This window comes from Lysinibacillus sp. NPDC097195 (assembly GCF_044762075.1).
Lineage (GTDB): Bacteria > Bacillota > Bacilli > Bacillales_A > Planococcaceae > Lysinibacillus.
On sequence record NZ_JBIWDP010000003.1, the window covers coordinates 211,100 to 229,540 of the forward strand.

Annotated in this window: 16 protein-coding genes and 1 riboswitch; of the genes, 4 read left to right on the top strand and 12 right to left on the bottom strand. The window is 38.4% G+C overall.

Annotated elements, in window-relative coordinates:
• Positions 1-11: 11 nt before the first annotated feature.
• Positions 12-1,490, bottom strand: a complete 1,479-nt coding sequence (locus ACIQXI_RS16260; RefSeq protein ID WP_402926953.1) for an aldehyde dehydrogenase family protein — start codon at positions 1,488-1,490, stop codon at positions 12-14.
• 368 nt (positions 1,491-1,858) lie between these two features.
• On the opposite strand from ACIQXI_RS16260, the gene ACIQXI_RS16265 reads away from it, so the two are divergent.
• Positions 1,859-2,659, top strand: a complete 801-nt coding sequence (locus ACIQXI_RS16265; protein WP_402926956.1) for a TIGR00266 family protein — start codon at positions 1,859-1,861, stop codon at positions 2,657-2,659.
• 98 nt (positions 2,660-2,757) lie between these two features.
• Here ACIQXI_RS16265 and ACIQXI_RS16270 read toward each other — a convergent pair whose 3' ends face one another.
• From ACIQXI_RS16270 to ACIQXI_RS16285, 4 genes are all read right to left on the bottom strand, one after another.
• Positions 2,758-3,720, bottom strand: a complete 963-nt coding sequence (locus tag ACIQXI_RS16270; protein ID WP_402926958.1) for a 2-hydroxyacid dehydrogenase — start codon at positions 3,718-3,720, stop codon at positions 2,758-2,760.
• A 549-nt stretch (positions 3,721-4,269) separates the two neighbouring features.
• Entirely contained in the window at positions 4,270-5,562 is a 1,293-nt protein-coding gene (locus tag ACIQXI_RS16275) for a protoglobin domain-containing protein (RefSeq protein WP_402926961.1), read from the bottom strand.
• A gap of 314 nt (positions 5,563-5,876) precedes the next feature.
• Complete coding sequence (locus tag ACIQXI_RS16280; protein ID WP_402926964.1) at positions 5,877-6,710, bottom strand: undecaprenyl-diphosphate phosphatase; 834 nt, start codon at positions 6,708-6,710, stop codon at positions 5,877-5,879.
• A 191-nt stretch (positions 6,711-6,901) separates the two neighbouring features.
• On the bottom strand, positions 6,902-7,981 hold the full coding sequence (locus ACIQXI_RS16285) for a metallophosphoesterase (RefSeq protein ID WP_402926966.1): 1,080 nt from the start codon (positions 7,979-7,981) through the stop codon (positions 6,902-6,904).
• Positions 7,982-8,140: 159 nt separating this feature from the next.
• Between ACIQXI_RS16285 and ACIQXI_RS16290 the strand changes: the two genes are divergently transcribed.
• Positions 8,141-9,289, top strand: a complete 1,149-nt coding sequence (locus ACIQXI_RS16290; RefSeq protein ID WP_402926969.1) for an acyl-CoA dehydrogenase family protein — start codon at positions 8,141-8,143, stop codon at positions 9,287-9,289.
• Between the two features lie 198 nt (positions 9,290-9,487).
• Here ACIQXI_RS16290 and ACIQXI_RS16295 read toward each other — a convergent pair whose 3' ends face one another.
• The 4 genes from ACIQXI_RS16295 to ACIQXI_RS16310 all read right to left on the bottom strand — a co-directional run bounded on the left by ACIQXI_RS16295 (position 9,488) and on the right by ACIQXI_RS16310 (position 13,476).
• The gene (locus tag ACIQXI_RS16295; RefSeq protein ID WP_402926971.1) at positions 9,488-11,677 is read right to left on the bottom strand and encodes a histidine kinase dimerization/phospho-acceptor domain-containing protein; all 2,190 of its coding nucleotides are present in this window, start codon (positions 11,675-11,677) and stop codon (positions 9,488-9,490) included.
• Positions 11,678-11,692: 15 nt separating this feature from the next.
• A complete protein-coding gene (locus ACIQXI_RS16300) occupies positions 11,693-11,848 on the bottom strand; it encodes a hypothetical protein (protein ID WP_402926974.1) in 156 nt (51 codons plus the stop codon).
• Positions 11,826-12,518: a response regulator transcription factor gene (locus ACIQXI_RS16305; protein WP_402926976.1), complete on the bottom strand. Its 693-nt coding sequence runs from the start codon at positions 12,516-12,518 to the stop codon at positions 11,826-11,828. Before ACIQXI_RS16305 ends, ACIQXI_RS16300 begins: the two co-directional genes overlap by 23 nt.
• Positions 12,519-12,594: 76 nt before the next feature.
• Positions 12,595-13,476 (bottom strand): DMT family transporter, encoded by an 882-nt coding sequence (locus ACIQXI_RS16310; RefSeq protein ID WP_402926979.1) that lies wholly within the window; start codon positions 13,474-13,476, stop codon positions 12,595-12,597.
• A 143-nt stretch (positions 13,477-13,619) separates the two neighbouring features.
• On the opposite strand from ACIQXI_RS16310, the gene ACIQXI_RS16315 reads away from it, so the two are divergent.
• Positions 13,620-13,850: a MerR family transcriptional regulator gene (locus tag ACIQXI_RS16315; protein ID WP_402926981.1), complete on the top strand. Its 231-nt coding sequence runs from the start codon at positions 13,620-13,622 to the stop codon at positions 13,848-13,850.
• Positions 13,851-13,911: 61 nt separating this feature from the next.
• Here ACIQXI_RS16315 and ACIQXI_RS16320 read toward each other — a convergent pair whose 3' ends face one another.
• From ACIQXI_RS16320 to ACIQXI_RS16330, 3 genes are all read right to left on the bottom strand, one after another.
• A complete protein-coding gene (locus tag ACIQXI_RS16320; RefSeq protein WP_402926983.1) occupies positions 13,912-14,898 on the bottom strand; it encodes a homoserine dehydrogenase in 987 nt (328 codons plus the stop codon).
• Between the two features lie 420 nt (positions 14,899-15,318).
• The gene (locus ACIQXI_RS16325) at positions 15,319-15,705 is read right to left on the bottom strand and encodes a hypothetical protein (protein WP_402926985.1); all 387 of its coding nucleotides are present in this window, start codon (positions 15,703-15,705) and stop codon (positions 15,319-15,321) included.
• A gap of 348 nt (positions 15,706-16,053) precedes the next feature.
• The gene (locus tag ACIQXI_RS16330) at positions 16,054-17,355 is read right to left on the bottom strand and encodes an O-acetylhomoserine aminocarboxypropyltransferase/cysteine synthase family protein (protein ID WP_402926988.1); all 1,302 of its coding nucleotides are present in this window, start codon (positions 17,353-17,355) and stop codon (positions 16,054-16,056) included.
• A 114-nt stretch (positions 17,356-17,469) separates the two neighbouring features.
• A riboswitch (SAM riboswitch) is annotated at positions 17,470-17,584 on the bottom strand.
• A gap of 158 nt (positions 17,585-17,742) precedes the next feature.
• On the opposite strand from ACIQXI_RS16330, the gene ACIQXI_RS16335 reads away from it, so the two are divergent.
• Positions 17,743-18,384: a glycerol-3-phosphate acyltransferase gene (locus tag ACIQXI_RS16335; protein ID WP_402926990.1), complete on the top strand. Its 642-nt coding sequence runs from the start codon at positions 17,743-17,745 to the stop codon at positions 18,382-18,384.
• The last annotated feature ends 57 nt before the right edge of the window (positions 18,385-18,441 follow it).

An 18,441-nucleotide genomic window follows, 5' to 3' on the forward strand; every position in this document is an offset into this window, starting at 1 on the left:
TCATTGATCTGTTATTTTGTATCGATTTGTGCTCTTTGTAATTTCCCGCTGTAGTCAACGTAAATGCTCTTCCATTCCGTGTAAACATCCAGTGCTGCAACACCGGAATCTCGATGGCCATTTCCTGTCCCCTTTGTGCCACCAAATGGCAAATGGATTTCTGCACCTGTTGTACCTGCATTGATATAAACAATACCAGTATCTAAATCGCGTTGCGCGCGGAAAATTGTATTAACGTTTTGTGAGAAGATAGAGCTTGATAAGCCAAATTTCACACCGTTATTGACTTCAATTGCTTCATCTAAGGATGCAACTTCAATTAAAGAGACGACAGGACCAAAAATTTCCTCCTGTGCAATAATCATATGAGGCTTTACATTCGTAAATAATGTTGGCGCATAGTAAAAGCCTTTATCGTAAGGTGCCTCATTTAAAATTTTGCCTCCTGCTAATAATGTTGCACCTTCCTGTTTGCCAATCTGTACATAATGATTAATTTTTTCCAACGCTGCTTTATTAATCACCGGACCGATTTTGACACTTTCATCTAAACCGTCTCCTATTGTTAAAAATTGCATTGCTTCTAGCAGACGATTTTCTAATTCCTCTCTTACATCTTTATGCACAATGACACGACTACATGCTGTACAGCGTTGACCTGCAGTACCAAATGCACTCCATAATATCGCTTCTGTTGCGAGCTGTAAATCCGCATCATCCATAACAATGACTGCATTTTTGCCGCCCATCTCTAGCGAAATTTTCTTTAAATGTTTGCCGCCAAGTTCAGCTACCTTACTACCTGTTGAAGTAGAGCCGGTAAATGAAATCACCTTTACATCTGGATGCTCTATTAATGCTGTTCCTACTGTCGGCCCCGTGCCAAAAACAATATTGGCTACCCCATCTGGCAGGCCTACCTCTTCAAAAATTTTTCCCATTTCATAGGCCATCATTGGTGTTTCATTGGATGGTTTCCATATGAACGTATTGCCTGCGACAATAGCAGGGAAAGACTTCCACGTCGCAATAGCAACAGGGAAGTTCCACGGCGTTATAAGGCCAACTACCCCTATTGGTGAACGCACGCTCATAGCGAATTTATTAGCAAGCTCTGACGGCGTTGTTTCCCCAAACAAGCGTCGTCCTTCTCCTGCCATATAATACGCCATATCGATGCCTTCCTGTACCTCGCCTCTTGCTTCTTCAATCACTTTGCCCATTTCTTTTGTTAAAACGGTCGCCAAATACTCTTTCTTTTCCTTCATCTTTTGACCGATGGCATATAAATAATCTGCACGCTTTGGTGCTGGCACAAGTGCCCAATCTTTTTGTGTTGCCTTCGCTACAGTAACCGCTTCCAATACTTCGTTTGCAGTTGAGAGTGGTATTGTTGCTAAGTGCTCTCCATTTGCAGGGTTCGTTACTGCTATACGTTGTAAATGCGAATGTGTAACCCACTTACCGCCGATATAGTTTTTAATTTCCATTACAAACACCCCCTGTTATGTCTATGATGCCTTGGCTTTGAATACGTCGCTTGCGCTTTTTTGCGCACTACATCGCTTCTATGCATTGTGAAATGCCAAAAATCCGATTTTCCTTATTGAGCTAGGCTACAAGTACAATCGGTGACATTGCCAAAGGCTTTATCATGTTATCAGTCATACTAAAGTGCATTAATTCAGCACTTCGAAAAGCGACTGACTACAAAGATAAATAATACACATTCTAGTTTTTTATATTCGACATTTTCTATCTTAATCCCTTTTTTTCTAAAATTAATAATTATGTAATGAAACTAATGTGACGTAAAATCGTATACATTAACATTACACGAAATTGGAGGAATTACACGATGAATAACCATGAAATCGACTACAAATTATTTGGAGATGACATGCAGTATGTGCAAGTTGAACTTGATCCACAAGAGACGGTCGTAGCAGAAGCTGGTGCTTTAATGATGATGGATGATGCTATCCACATGGAAACAATTTTTGGTGATGGCTCAAGAGGTAGTTCACAAAGCGGTTTTATGGGGAAATTACTTGGTGCTGGTAAACGACTAGTGACAGGTGAAAGCTTATTCATGACAACCTTTACAAACGTTGGAACTGGCAAGCGCCATGTCTATTTTGCATCGCCTTATCCAGGTAAGATTATTCCAATGGATTTAAGTCAACATAAGGGCAAAATTATTTGTCAAAAGGATGCTTTTTTAGCAGCTGCTAAAGGGGTTTCTGTTGGGATCGAATTTCAGAAAAAAATAGGCGTAGGCTTCTTTGGTGGTGAAGGCTTCATTATGCAAAAGCTTGAGGGCGATGGTATGGCCTTCGTACACGCAGGCGGGGCAATTCATCAAAAAACGTTACAACCTGGTGAAGTATTACGTGTTGATACTGGGTGTTTAGTGGCAATGACATCTGATGTTGATTACAATATTGAAATGGTTGGCGGCGTAAAAACTGCACTATTTGGTGGTGAAGGTATCTTCTTCGCAACTTTACGCGGTCCTGGTACGGTTTGGGTTCAATCATTACCATTTAGCCGATTAGCAAGTCGTGTCTTTGCAGCTGCTCCAATTTCGCAAGGCGGTGGTGGACATTCATCAGGTGAAGGCGGTATTGGTGGATTATTTGATATGTTCAATAAATAACGAAACTCGTTCTGATATGCTTGATTCGCTATTGAAAACGTAGTTGATTTCTTGTTAGGGTTGCTTGCTTTAAGCAACCCTACAATCTATATCCCGTTTTAGTCAATTCTATTGGATATCGGCTTGCCCTGCCCAAAAGCGATAAGTGCATTGACATTAAGCATGAGCATAGCAGTTCTTGTTTTTAACGATGCACTACCAACATGCGGTAACGCAACAACATTAGGCAAGGTTAGCAATGGATGATCTAATGCAACTGGTTCCTGTTCAAAAACGTCTAACCCAGCAGCCCAGAGCTTGCCATTCTTCAATGCTTCATAAAGAGCATCTTCATCAATAATTCCTCCACGCGATGCGTTAATTAATACAGCATCTTCCTGCATTAAAGCAAGCTCCTTTGCGCCTATTAAACCAACAGTATCGCTATTATAAGGTGTCATAATGACAACAAAATCAGCTTTTGTTAAAAGGTCTTCTAGGGACGCGTAACGAAAACCATACATTTCTTCTGCTTCATGGCGACGTCTACGGTTATGATACAAGACATTCATATCAAAGCCCTTCGCTCGTCTTGCAACAGCCTGCCCTATTCGTCCCATACCGATAATTCCTAGCGTCGAACCAGATACATCCTTACCAACTAGCTGCATTGGATACCAGCTTTCCCACTTGCCCTCTCGTAAATAGCGCTCGCTTTCTGGTATTCTACGTGCAGTTGCTAGTAATAGGCCGAATACTAAATCAGCAGTCGTGTTTGTTAAAACACCTGGCGTATTAGTCGCCATTATGCCTCGTTTGCGCAGTGCAGGCACATCAATATTATTAAAGCCAACTGCTAAATTTGTTACTAATTTTAAATTGGGGGCGTGTTGAAGTAATTCCTCATCGACTTGATCTGCAATCGTTACCCACAATACTTCGCAATTTGCTACAGCAGCTAAAAGTTTGTCTCGCGGTATAACTGTTTCTTCTTCTTCCCATTGTTCGATATGATAATATTCCTCTAAAGGCTCAACAAATTGAGCAGGGAATTTACGTGTAATAAATAATTTCTTTTTCATATTTCAACACCCCTTATTCATTTCCCCATGTTGCCTTTAGCGTAACACTAATATTGTAAGGTCACAAGCAAGCTTTTATATCCAATCTTTGCATGTATCACGTTAAAAATAGGTATTTTTTAGCGTTATGTAAATCTATCCTTGATTTGTATGAATTCATCCTACCATTACGGGGTTTTATCCTTTATAAGAGAAAAAGTGTTAGATTGACTGCTTCCATCAATCTAACACTTATTTTACTTTGCCATGGTTGATCGCTACGGGGAGCTTGTTGTGTCTTTCATCGTAGCGCTTTGAGCAGGAGTGACCACTACGGGCGGGCGCTTTCCGGGGGCACATCTTAGACGCAACCCTCGCTATTGCGCGTGAGGTACCCGCGTCTTACATGTTGTGCGTATTGAGCAAGAGTCACCGCCCTCCGCTACCATCCTAGCGTTTTATAGCTGTCCGCAATAGTAGGTGCTTTCTGCTCCCCACTGGAAATCGCCAGAGTCGTCAGCTTTGCTGATGTTCATTGTTAAGAGACTTAACTCTTGGCAAACATCTTTGTTAAAAATCTTTAATCGTCGCATCAAGACGACTTGCGGCACGTTCTAATTCCTCAGAAGATTCACCAATGGATTCAATAATATTCGCCAACTCTGTTATTTGACTACCGACATTTTGAAAATTAACGATAGAACCCTCTACGGAGCCCGATATAGCATCAAATGCTTGTAATGAATTTAAATTTTGTTCAATACTCTTATTGACTAGTTCTTGAATTTCTTGAATCGCTTGTACAACATGTTTCGTAATGCCATTAGACATACCGATTAAATCCGCAATTTGTTCCACAGATCCTTTCGTTTGGTCTGCTAGTTTCCGTACCTCATCTGCCACGATTGCAAATCCTTTTCCATGTTCCCCTGCTCTTGCAGCTTCAATAGCTGAATTTAATGCTAGCAAATTTGTCTGACCCGAAATATTTTTTACCATTTCAATTACTTTATTAATTTTTGAGGAAGAATCGTTTAACTCCTCCACCATCATCGCCATCTCAGCTGTCTTGTCATTAATTTTTCCTGTTTGCTCATTTAATAAGACAATTTTCGAATAGCCTTCCGATGAAACCTTTTGCATCGTTTTTGCTTCATCAATACTTTCTTTTAAATAAGCATTTACTTGCTTTGTACTGGATATAAGCTCCATAACGGACTCATTTGTTTCATGGGATTGCGCCTCTAATTGCGTCGAAACCCCACCGACAATCCCCTTTATATGTGCCCGCACACTTTTTCTTTGCTCCTCTACTAAAGAGTTTGAGTAATTGTTATATTCCTCTAGAACAATTTGTTGTTCGAAATTACAAATTTTACTAATAGCATCACAATACTTTTCCTCTTCACTTTTCGATAGTTGTAAATTATATACAATTTTAAGTAAAGATTTTTCTAAATTTTGGAAAGATGCTAAATACCACTTTGGATATAAATTAATTTTCACATGCATCTTTCCTACACTACGCCGTTTTTCTATAAAAGCATCATCTATTCGCCCTTCGAACATTTCAATAATATGGTGACGTAGTGTTTGGCGAAGACGCTCACTAGAACTGTGCTTTTGAATAACCTCTTGTAAAGAAGGAACACTTTCTACAGCGTTATAAAATGTTTCAACAACTTCCACAACATGTTGCTCTACATATGGCTTTAAACTTTTTATTAACTGTAAATCTTCTTGCGTGAGATTGACTAGATGCAACTGTAACAGACGTTCCTGATCTTGTAAAATTACACCTGTATTTGACACATCATTTATAGCAATTGAATTTTGCTTAGGTCTATTCCTAAATTGAAACATCTTTCCACCCCATTATTGTGTGATTCTTTTTTGTTTGCTAAAAATCAATTATCAGAAAAAGGAAGATGTCCTTTCTCTATATGATTATAGAGTTTTTGTAATACTAGTTACAATAGTTCAGTAAGAATTATCTACAACACTACCAAATGACACTCACAATGCCTAATATGTAATTATAAATACCTATAAATTAGTTTTTTATTTGTTATCATTTAGATAGCTATAATATTTTCATGTTCTATATCAAGGAAGATCGCTCTATATTCCAACAAAAAAGCCACTCATTGTTGTGACAATTGAGTGACTTTTTTCGTTTACATAAAAATGATAATACTTAGAATAGCCGCTAATACCAAACGATAGATTGCAAATGGCATTAGTTTTACTTTGGAGATCAGTGCTAAGAAAAACTTAATAGATAGTAATGCGAAAATAAATGAACTAATAAAACCGACTACATAAAATCCTAAATAATCCATTGAAAGCGTATCCCAGTTTTTCAATACTGATACAAGGCTGGCACCTGCCATAATTGGTACAGCCATAATAAATGTAAAATCAGCAGCTACACGGTGACTAATGCCAAAAAGAACGCCACCTGAAATTGTTGCACCTGAACGAGAGAATCCCGGCCATAATGATAAACATTGCACTAAGCCAACTTTAAATGCCATGCCATAAGAAATATCATCTAATGAGTCCACTTTAGGTCTTCTTGGTGCAAATTTATCGGCTGCAATCATTAAAATGGCTCCAGCAACTAATGCATAGATAACATGCTCTACTTTAAATAAATGATCGTCAATAAAGTCTTTAAATGCAAAACCTAGGATAACTGCTGGCAGCATGCCGACAATGACATGCATTAAGTTGAAGCGACCTTTCATTGACCTCGATTGTCCATCAATATTATATAAGCCAACTAAGCTTAGCATACGCTTCCACATTACCACGATGACTGCTAAGATTGATCCTAGCTGTACAACGATTTTAAATGTATTAGCTGGATACTTCCCTAAAAACTCCTCTGTCTTTAACCACATATCATCCACAATGATCATATGACCTGTAGACGATACAGGTGCAAACTCTGTCATTCCTTCGACAAAGCCCAAAATTAGTGCCTTTAATAATTCAATTATATCCACAATGTCACCTTACCTTTAACGTTATTCTACATTTGCTTTCTGTGGGGAAAACAGCATTAACCTAATAATAATGTGATTCCATTTCCTCCGACCTACAGTTGATTAGGGCGAACATCAACCTACGTAGCGCGGGTTTGTTTAAGAATGCACCAACCTATTATAAGCTACTCTTTTTTCTTATACTACCTCTTTTACTGAAAAGTAATATCAACGACCCATAACTCTGAACGGCTGCCTATGCGCATTGGTGGCCCCCAAAAACCAAAGCCCGATGAAACAAGTGTATGCATTTGTCCCTTCTTCTTATAACCATAATCTAGCTCAAAAACACGTGCCGTAATAAACTGATTAGGCCATAGTTGTCCTCTATGCGTATGTCCAGATAGATGAAGGTCTACTCCTACTTGCGCTGGTGTTATTAAATCATTTGGCGTATGATTCATCACAAACCAAGGCAATTGGTCGTTCAATTTCAAGTCAGCGAGTTGGAGCCTTTCTTTATTCGTAATATCTTCTTGGCCTGTTATTATAAACGCATTGTCAATTAGAATTGTTTCATCACGTAAAATTTCCACACCGGCTTTTTTCATTTCCTCTACAAATGCAGGAATTTTCTTTCCATAATATTCGTGATTGCCAAGTACACCATATACACCATAAGTAGCTTTGAGCTGTTTCATGACATCTGCCATACCATCTTGCACAAACCATTTTGGATCATGCTCAACAATATCTCCGGCTAAAAAAACAACATCCGGTTTTGCTTCATTTGCTAAATGAACAAAACGTTGTAAATGTTTTTTATTTGATAGCACACCTAAATGGAAATCGGAAGCCACAACAACTCGCATCGACGATAGCTCGCTATCCTTTTTATCCATCGTAATATTTAACTGGCGCACGACTGGAGAATAGGCCAAATATGAACCGACAATCCCCAATATGAAAAATACAATAAGGGCTACACTGCCAACTAGCCGAATATTGTTCAACGGCGTTAGCCACAGTACAATTTGTGCTGTCACACATAGCAGTAAGCCATATTCAAATATGAACATCCAGTAATTCCCTATCACTGAAAACAATCGTAGTGACTCATGTATTCTTCCTATAATAACGCTAAAAGAAATAATAAACAGCACTAGCCAATACAGAACTGGAAAGTGAAACCACTTCATCGCTTCAAGCCATTGCTTTAAGCTCCACCCTAAATAAAAAGTTAAAGCACTATATATACCTACAATAAGAACGCCTATACTAATTTTTGCCATATACTGGTCCTCTTCTTTCGTATATTCATAGTGATTATAGCATTACATTATCCGTCACGTATTTTTAAAAGCACTTTAATTTCACATCATATTCCAGTAACATTTAATATCAATAGTAAATTAATTAATAAAAAAGCAAAATAAGGGAGGTATATGCAAGTGGCTAAGTATAAATTTGAATCAACAGAACATGAGCTTTTCCGTAAAACATTGCGTAAGTTTTTAGCTGATGAAGCTGAGGTCCAATATAATCAATGGGAAAAGGACGGTCTTATTCCACTTGATTTTTGGCGTAAACTTGGTCAATTAGGATATTTATGTCCGCAAGTAGAAGAACAATATGGTGGACTTGGCTTAGATTTTAGCTTTAGTGTCATTATCCAAGAAGAACTGGAACGTATAGGTTCAAGCCTGATCGGTGTCGGTTTGCATAATGATATTGTTGTCCCGTATATTGAGTCCTATGGTACAGATGCACAAAAAACACGTTGGCTCCCCAAATGTGTAACTGGAGAAACGATTACAGCCATTGCTATGACGGAGCCAGGGGCGGGCTCAGATTTAGCCAATATCCAAACGACGGCAATACGAGAAGGGAATCATTATATTGTTAATGGACAAAAGACATTTATTACAAATGGTATTCAGGGTAATCTAGTCGTTGTTGCAGTAAAAACGAACCTTCATGCTGAGAAAAAGCATCGGGGTATTAGCCTGCTCGTTATTGAGGAAGGTACAGCAGGTTTTACAAAGGGGCGCAAACTGGAAAAAGTGGGCATGCATGCGCAAGATACAGCAGAACTATTTTTTGAAGATTGTCGTGTTCCAGTAGAAAATTTACTAGGGGAAGAAGGTAAAGGCTTTTCCTATATGATGGAAAAACTCCAACAAGAACGCTTAGCTGTAGCCATTGCGGCTCAATCAGCGGCGGAAGATATGCTCGCTTTAACAATCGATTATGTGAAGTCTCGTCAAGCTTTCGGGAAATCCATTAGTGATTTCCAACATACACAATTTAAAATTGCCGAAATGGCGACTAAAGTAGAGCTTGGGAAAACTTTTTTAGAATCATTAATCGAAGAGCATATTGAAGGTAAGAACGTTGTGACAAAAGTTTCGATGGCGAAATATTGGATTACGGAAAATGCTCGGGATATATCTGCCCAATGCATGCAGTTGCACGGTGGTTATGGCTATATGGAGGAATATAAAATTGCCAGACGTTATCGTGATATACCGGTAATGTCCATCTACGCAGGTACAAATGAAGTGATGAAAATGATTATTGCAAAAAATATAGGGTTATAAAGCATTGTTAGTGTTGGTAGCGGAGGCGGCGACTCCTGCGGGAACAGCAGCACAGTACGTAAGACGCAACAGCCCGCGCGTCAGCGAGGGTTGCGTCTTACGACGTGCCCGCTGTAGCGGACAACAACGGCATAGAAAAAGTGTTAGATTGATGGCAATCAATCTAACACTTATCTCTTTGTACCGGCCTCTTGCCTTTTACACTGCCGGTATACGCACAATGACTTTGAACAAATCGCCGTCTACTTCTATGCTCATACGTGCACCATGTAAGTCTACAATGGATTGGGCGATGGCTAATCCTAGCCCTGAGCCTTCTGTATGACGTGAAGCATCTGCTCTCTTAAAGCGCTCAAATAACTCATCAGCATTTTCGCTTATTTCATATTTTGCCACATTTTTTACCGTAAATTCAGCATCACCGTTCGTCGTTCTTTTCAGCGTAACGTAAACCCGTGTACCTTCTAACGCATATTTCAATACATTGACGATTAAATTATCGATTAATCGCCACCACTTTTGTCCATCTACATAAGCGTAAATAGCATCTTGAGGCATCGACATACGTAAATCTAAGCGCGCCTTACATAAATCCTCTTCATGCTCCCCTACCGCCTGCTGAACGAGCTGTGTAACATCCACACGGCTGCGATGAAGCTCAATATTACCACTCGCCATTTTGGACACTTCAAAAAGGTCTTCAATCAGTACTTTTAAACGGTCGGATTTTTTATCGAGAATATGAATATACTGCTTTCGCTCTTCTTCCGTAATATCCGGATTTTTCAGTAAATCTGTATACGTAATAATCGATGTTAAAGGCGTGCGTAAATCATGGCTAACATTTGTAATTAACTCTGTTTTTAAACGTTCACTCTTCGCTTGTTCATGCATCGATGTACGAACACCTTCACGCAAATGATTCAGATTTTCCGCATGGGCTGCTAATGGGGATTTCCCCTTCACTTTTACATCACGGTTAAGACGCCCTTCTGCCATATCTTTCGTATCCTTCATAATGCGATTTAAATAGCCCATTTTTGACAGGAAGACTACCAATGCTGGGATACCGACAATCGTACATATGCCGAAAACCATAATCGGAAATCCTCCGCCTGTCACCACACTCGCAACAAAACTACCTCCACCAAAAAAGGCAGCTGCGACCAAGACAATGGAATGTAGTGCGATAGAACGATTTAAAAATAAATCAGTCATCGATTCTCCAATTCCCCATAAATAACTATCTTTCACATTTTCACTTAACTTTTCAACTGTATTTACGCGTTCATACAACCAAATGGCTTGTACGAAAAACACAACACTAATAATTATTAAAACTAATAGTATAAATACAAAATCAGTTAAAAAACGTACATAATTGGATTGATACGTATATTCAATTGTTTCAAAGGCAATCGATGAAGACATCCAGTACAGACAACCTGTAATGAACAGTAACGCAATTTGGACATCAATGCGTAGCTTAGCTAGCGTCTCTTTTTCCTTTAAGGAACCTATTGTCGGCAACAATTCTTTACGCCATTTCCAAACAAATACTGCTGCTATAAGACATGTTAGCCAAATAACAGAAAACAAATATTGATTGCGTTTAAATTGATCATAACCAGCCATCACCTCTGCGGATTGTGCAGCATTTTTAGAAATTGAAATCGTTCCTGTATATTCAGTCGTTTCATTCAATAGTTCAGATTCAAGGTAAACTTCTGAGCCGTATAAAAGATGGCTTGAATTATTACTAATGACTCCTGTTCTTAGTGGATGATTTATAAAAGATTTTTTGTATACACTACTTTCAGAAATGTCACCTGAACGATATGTTTCTTCTGTTTCTGTATTTGTTAATTCATAAGACCAATATTTATATCTCTTCCCAAATTCCTTCGATTCATCTTTTATAGCTTTTATATATTTATCGACGAGCGCACCTTTCTGCGCCACAATTTTCTTTCGAACATATTCATCATCTTCAAAGTTTTTCGTAATATCTTTTATTTTAGCATCTCGTTCATTTTCAAGCTTTGTCTTTAATTCTACTGCATTATTATCTGCTGCTTCCTGTATTTTCTCTTCATATTGACTTTTTATATTGTCGATTTGCGTACCTAACGAACCATAGTAATTACGGTGTTCTTCAATCTCACTATCCGTCACTGTAATCTTGCTTTTTAATTCTTCAGCAGTAGGTACGTTTAGTACTAGCGGTCCTAGTTCTGCTTGAAAAGCCTCTAATTCATTTTGGAAATTTGTCGATTGGAAATATGACTTTCCTACATATTGATAGCCAATTTTAGAAAATGTAAATATACCGAAAATAAACCATGTTAAATAAATAAGTGCTAGTAGAGGTTTCCATTTTTCCCTCATATTTTCGACTCTCCTCTAAAAAATTTTTTCTAAAAACTGTAGCATTTCGGAGGAGCGGGCATTTACAAGTTGATATGCATAAATGCCGAAATAAACGAGACCGATTACACCTGCCACAAACCCTGCTATCGTAATATACTTCTCTATTTTATTTTTCCATTTTATAGCCAACGCCCCATACCACCTTTAAGTAACGTGGGTTTTTCGGATCGGCTTCAATTTTTTCACGTATTTTTCGAATGTGGACCGCTACAATATTTTCAGCATTATAAGCTTCCTCATTCCAAACACGTTCATAAATTTCTCGAATCGAAAAAACACGCCCTGCATTTTTCATTAGTAATTCTGTAATTTTGTATTCAATTGGCGTTAAACGAACAGGTTCACCTTCTAACACAACTTCCTTAGCATCTTCATCTAGCACTAAACCATCAATCTCGACCTTTGCCGTGCCGTCATTGTACGTCCCAAGTTGTACATAACGACGCAATTGTGATTTAACACGCGCCAAAAGCTCTAAAGGATGAAATGGTTTCGTAACATAATCATCCGCTCCTACGGATAAACCATGAATCTTGTCGCCATCTTCCGCTTTTGCACTCAGCATTATAATTGGAATATTGCGTTCTGCTCGAATTTTAAATGTCGCCGTAATGCCATCCATATTAGGCATCATAATATCTAAAATAATTAAATGTACTTCATTGTGTTCCAGCTTCTCAAGAGCTTCCACACCGTCAGCTGCTTTAATGACATGATAGCCTTCATTTTTTAAGTAAATTTCAATACCATCACGAATATCTTGATCATCATCTGTTACAAGAACTGTTAACTTCGTCATGATATACACCTCGCTCTCAATTAATAGTGTACATATAAAATCTTAAAAACCAACAAGGATAAAAATGAAGAATTTCTTAAGCTTTTATTTTTTCATTCGTACTATTTTTTCTGCCTGCAAATGTCAATACTACAATACCTCCAAGTAACATTGCTACACCACACCATGATGTGAAACTTAAATGTTCCCCTACGAGCAATACACCGAGCATAGCCGCAGTTAATGGCTCTGCCAGTGACAAAGTTACAGCCGATGATGAGTTAATTTTCTGAAGCCCACTTAAAAACAATAAATACGCTATGCTTGTACACATAACGCCCATAAAAAGCATTGTCCACAAGTTGGAGGTAACGGCTAACCAGCTAAAACCGCTGCTGATGGAAAACGGTAGTAATAAAAGTGCACAAATTGAAAATGTCATGGCCACTGCAGGTAATGCTTCCTGCTGTGCCATTAGTTTTTTACTCATATTTGTGTAGACGGCAAAAGATACCCCTGCACAGATAGCTAGCCCAATTCCTCCTATGTGAATGGCGCCATCTTCATTATTGATGAACAGTAAAATACACCCTGTAATGGTCATAATCGTGGCTATCCCCCACACTTTCGTTGGACGTGTTTTCCATAGTAGCCACTCTATTACACCCGCAAACATAGGAGCACTGCCTATTGTCACAACCGTTCCAAGCGCTACACCTGTTAGACGGATGGATGTGAAAAAAAGTCCTTGGAATAAGGCTATACTTGCGGCTGCTAATAGTGTCCATTTCCACGACCATGTGCGAAAAGATATTTTACGTAGCAACACAACGATAACTAATAGTAATCCTCCACCAATTGCGGAGCGAATAGTTGCTACGCTGATAGAGGAGACATCTTTATCTAAAAAGGTTTGGGCTGTCCCTGTCGTGCCCCATAAAATAGCTGCTAGAAGTACAAAAAAATATGGATAGACCATTGCTTATTCCCTCCTACTTATAACACCTTCACTAGTAACTATACAGATTTATCCAAAACCAAACAATTCCCTATCTACTTTCTCTTATTATGTTTTCTATAAAAGAGAAGGTATAATAAGTACATTAAAAGGAGCGACCAATTATGTATAAAACAATTGAAGAAACAGCCATTGAACTTGGCATGCCAGAGGAACAAGTTCGACGACTTGTCTACGAAGGACGCATCCGTTCAATTTACGATGGTGATCAAATACTCATCAATAGCGGACAATTTAGCACCTATTTTGAACAATTAGAACGGATAAAAGAAGAAATAGAAATATGGCGTAATACACCTATTCCTGAAGATATCGACGTGAAAGACGAAGACTAAACTTCAAAGTGCCAGGCACTCAAACAATTTTGAATTGTTTGAGTGCCTGGCACCTAATGAACTAAATACTTACTACAAAGCCAGCACGTTTACCGATAATCTCAGCGTAATCCTCGACCATCACACTTGCCGTTGGATACATACCTGCACCTGGTCCTACCAATGTTAATGTACCAATATAATTGGTTTCTAGCGCGACGGCATTATTGACATCATCGACTGGATATAACGGATGCTCTTTGTCTACTAATAGTGGGCCGACTTTTGCTACTACTTTGCCATTCGCTAATTTCTCCACTTCAGCTACATGGCGGTAACGCAAGCCTTTTTCACATGCTTCCTTGACCTGCTCTGCTGAAATACAATCAATGCCAATGACTTCAACGTCTGCCCAATCCGGCTGCTCACCAAATGCTAATGCACTTAAAATCATTAGCTTCTTAAAGGCATCTTGACCAGATATATCATTATATGGATCTGCTTCTGCATAACCTAAGTTCTGTGCCTCTTTAAGGGCTTTTTCAAAAGACCAGCCCTGTGCACGCATTTTCGTTAAAATATAATTGGATGTACCATTTAAAATGCCTTGAATACGACTCACATCATTGACAAGCAAAATATTTTTCATCGTTTTAATCACAGGTACACCACCTGCAGTTGTTGCTTCAAAGCCAACGAATACACCATTAGCCTTTGCCAGCTCTTGCAACTCTAAGCCACGTTTCGCAAACATCACCTTGTTAGCTGTAATAACGTGACATTTATGTTCCACCGCACGCTTTAAATAACCGAAAGCTGGTTCTTCATTGACAATGGCTTCAAATACTACTTGCATACCAGGTTCCGCTAACACCTCATCCATACTCGTTGTCATTAAATGTGCTGTACCTGGAACACGTTCTCGACTAGCATCGGTTACTAAAATTTTTGCTACTTCTAATTCAATGCCTAATTTATGTTTTAGTTCTTCACGTTTTTCATTTAATATATGGTAAATCCCTTGACCAACAGTTCCAAATCCTAAGATCGCTGCCTTTATAGTTGCCATACTAGTTATTCCCTCCAACGTACTTTTCTCCAGTTTTCTATCTATATAAAGTCTGTGCCTACATGCACATATTCAAATAATTCAAAATTCAAATCTAAAGAAAATTGTAACGCAAACAAATACATTGCACAAGAAAAATCTTTCTAGGATGGACATTTGTTTTCCCTAGGCGTGCAAAAGAAATCGGTTTCATTGCCTTTATTATACGTTTTTTTCATAAATCTATAATTTTTGAACAATTATTGACGATTCTTTTAGCTAAAAATGAATTGCCTTTCTTCTATTATATATGTATGAAGATAGTCCTTATAGAATGGCTGTTTTAAAAAGTCTCAATTAATTTAACAAGTCTAGCGTAACATAATAAAAAAACTCATTCCCTATAGCAGTAGAGAATGAGCTAAATAATATAAGGGAAGGTTAACTTGCCTGTAAAAATAAGCGCTCTCGATATTGTGCTAAAACTGACTGCACTAACTTTACTTCTTCTTCTGTAAAGTTTGGTACTGCATAAGTGCGTTCAATTAATTGAAAAGATCCATATTGCAAATAATACTCTGTTGCCGGAAGAACAATATGATCTGAACCGTGAGCTTTATACTCTTCAAAAACTTCTTTTACTATAAATCCTTCTTCTTTAGCATAGATAATTTCATTGAAAGCACTATGTCCAAAAGTTTGTTGCCATTTCATTTCAACTGTCGAAAGTAAGTTTTGAATGGACATGTTGTTCACAAAATGCTGACTTTCATTTAATTCATAAATAAAATATGCAGTTATATTTTGTGCACAATAGACATTTCCCATTTCTAACACTCCTTTTCGATCAGTTTTTTAAGTGGGAGTAACTACTGGCTATGTAGCTACTCCCTTTATTCAAAAGTGGGGGAGCACTTATGAAAACAAATGTTTGTTCGTTTGTGTATTACACGGTTTCACTTTGTTCGAGGTTGGTAGCCGAGCGAACATTTAACTTAATTCCTAGTATATAACATGGTATTCACTAAGTCAATAAAACTTATAAAATTACTTGGTATTAATGAAAGCAATAGCCGAATGAGGCTATGAGTAATGTTGCAACGTTATACGCATTACCAAATGAGGCATTTCGAATGAGAAAATACGTTAACGCTACGACACCATCCATTTCTATTTTTATGCTTCTACTGTTTGTTCAGTAGTTGTTACTTGTGCGATAGCTTGCTCTAAATCTGCAATAATATCCTCTACTGCTTCTAGTCCGATTGATAAGCGAATGAGCGACTCGGAAACGCCAGTTTGGATAAGTTCCTCTGCAGATAATTGTTGATGTGTTGTAGATGCCGGGTGAATAATTAATGATTTGGCATCGCCAACGTTTGCAACGTGTGAAAATAATTTTACGTTGTCTATTAATTGACGCCCTGCTTCACGGCCACCTTTAATGCCAAATGTAAGCACTGAACCGAAGCCATTTTTTAAATATTTCTTCGCTAAATCATGGGAAGCAAAATCCTCTAATCCATTATAATTTACATATTCCACAGATGGGTGGTTACGTAAATACTCTGCAACTGCTAACGCATTTTCATTGTGTTTAGGAATTCGCAAATGAAGCGTTTCTAAACCTTGCAATAAGTTAAATGCAGCATCTGCACTTAATGTTGGTCCAAAGTCACGAAGTAATTGTACACGCAGTTTTGTGGCAAATGCAGCCGCTGCAGTATCAATTCCGTAACGTAAACCATGATAAGACGCATCTGGCTCTGTAAAACCAGGGAATCTTCCCTGAGTCCAATCAAATTTCCCAGCATCTACAACGATGCCACCTAACGTGGTACCATGACCGCCAATCCATTTTGTTGCTGAATGTACAACGATATCTGCACCGAAATCGATTGGTGTTGCTCCGTATGGTGAAGCAAATGTGCTATCAATTATTAACGGCAAACCATTGTCATGCGCAATTGTTGCTACTGCTTCAACATCCAGCACTTTTAAACTCGGGTTGCCATAAATTTCAGCGAACACTGCTTTTGTATTCTCATTGATTGCTGAACGGAAATTTTCAGGATTCGTTTCATCTACGAAAATCGTTTTAATACCGTAGTTTGGTAGTGTATTTGCTAATAAGTTATATGTGCCTCCGTATAAAGAGCTTGCTGCTACGATTTCATCCCCTGCTCCTGCAAGATTTAAAATAGAAAATGCGATTGCTGCTGCACCTGATGAAAGTGCTACTGCTGCTGTACCACCTTCTAATAAAGCGACGCGTTTTTCAAATACATCTACAGTCGGGTTTGTAATACGTGTATAAATATTACCCGCTTCTTCTAATGCGAAAAGACGTTGCGCATGAGCAGTGTCTTTAAATACGAAAGCTGTTGAACGATACACTGGTACTGTTCGAGAACCTGTCACTGGGTCAGGCTCTTGACCACCGTGTAATAGTAATGTTTCTGGTTTGAAATTCGACATGTTTTCTTCCTCCTTAGTGGTTTTGACGATGGTACCGGAGATGAGGAGGATTTATGTGTAGAAAACAAAAACCCTCTTCAGTTAAGAAGAGGGTTGCGGTTGCAAGTTTTCCTCCCCTTATCTGCCAGATCCAAGTAAGAATCTGTAGGAATTAGCACCTTAGCAAGTTCGTCACTCACTGGTTGCCGGGCATCATAGGGCCTATTCCCTCCGCCGCTCTTGATAAGAGTATGTGATTCAATTTCCATCGTTGTTACACAGTATAAACATAGACTTTTTTTCTGTCAACAGTAAAAATTATTTTTTTCTGAAACTTCTGTCTGCTCCATTACGTAATAAGAGCACATATACTATATTAAACTTATAAATTGAAAGGAGCATTTGTTAATGGAAAAAGCCATGATATTTTTTATTATGATTGTTATTGGTTATTTAATTGGCTGCATTCATGGCTCTAAAGTGGCACAATTTTTATCAGGTGTAGATTTAAAAAAGGCTGGGCATGGCAATGCCGGTGCCTCCAATGCAACCCTATCGCTCGGCTGGAAATACGGGGTTTTAGTAGCAGTAATTGATATTGGTAAAGGGGTCCTTGCCGTACTCTGTGCCCTCAACTACCTTGCCACACATGCCTCAAACTATACTGATATACAAATGTGGCTCTTAATTTATACAATGGCTGCTAGTGTTATTTTAGGTCATAATTTCCCTTTTCATATGGGCTTCAAAGGTGGCAAAGGGACAGCATCCATTATTGGCATTTTACTTGCCGTCGATTGGAAAGTCGCGTTAATTGCACTTATATTATTTGTTATTTTATCTTTACTAACAAACTATTTAATCATTGGAGTGCTTGAGTTTTATCTTGCTTTTTGTATGGCGACCTATTTATGGATACCTGGCATTGGCCCAACTATTATTTCAATTCTACTGTTATGCTTAGCACTCATCTTGCATATCGAAAATATCAAAAGGCTACTCAATGGTACCGAACCGAAAGTAACATCTGCCTTTAAAAAATCGTTATGAATTAAGATGGGTGCCAGGCACTAAAACAATTTCCATGCTAGGCATGTATTTATGACC

Excerpts from the sequence above, each read along its gene's own strand:
- ACIQXI_RS16260 (WP_402926953.1), bottom strand. The coding sequence starts at position 1,490 with ATGGAAATTAAAAACTATATCGGCGGTAAGTGGGTTACACATTCGCAT.
- ACIQXI_RS16265 (WP_402926956.1), top strand. The coding sequence starts at position 1,859 with ATGAATAACCATGAAATCGACTACAAATTATTTGGAGATGACATGCAG.
- ACIQXI_RS16270 (WP_402926958.1), bottom strand. The coding sequence starts at position 3,720 with ATGAAAAAGAAATTATTTATTACACGTAAATTCCCTGCTCAATTTGTT.
- ACIQXI_RS16275 (WP_402926961.1), bottom strand. The coding sequence starts at position 5,562 with ATGTTTCAATTTAGGAATAGACCTAAGCAAAATTCAATTGCTATAAAT.
- ACIQXI_RS16285 (WP_402926966.1), bottom strand. The coding sequence starts at position 7,981 with ATGGCAAAAATTAGTATAGGCGTTCTTATTGTAGGTATATATAGTGCT.
- ACIQXI_RS16295 (WP_402926971.1), bottom strand. The coding sequence starts at position 11,677 with ATGAGGGAAAAATGGAAACCTCTACTAGCACTTATTTATTTAACATGG.
- ACIQXI_RS16305 (WP_402926976.1), bottom strand. The coding sequence starts at position 12,518 with ATGACGAAGTTAACAGTTCTTGTAACAGATGATGATCAAGATATTCGT.
- ACIQXI_RS16310 (WP_402926979.1), bottom strand. The coding sequence starts at position 13,476 with ATGGTCTATCCATATTTTTTTGTACTTCTAGCAGCTATTTTATGGGGC.
- ACIQXI_RS16315 (WP_402926981.1), top strand. The coding sequence starts at position 13,620 with ATGTATAAAACAATTGAAGAAACAGCCATTGAACTTGGCATGCCAGAG.
- ACIQXI_RS16320 (WP_402926983.1), bottom strand. The coding sequence starts at position 14,898 with ATGGCAACTATAAAGGCAGCGATCTTAGGATTTGGAACTGTTGGTCAA.
- ACIQXI_RS16325 (WP_402926985.1), bottom strand. The coding sequence starts at position 15,705 with ATGGGAAATGTCTATTGTGCACAAAATATAACTGCATATTTTATTTAT.
- ACIQXI_RS16330 (WP_402926988.1), bottom strand. The coding sequence starts at position 17,355 with ATGTCGAATTTCAAACCAGAAACATTACTATTACACGGTGGTCAAGAG.
- ACIQXI_RS16335 (WP_402926990.1), top strand. The coding sequence starts at position 17,743 with ATGGAAAAAGCCATGATATTTTTTATTATGATTGTTATTGGTTATTTA.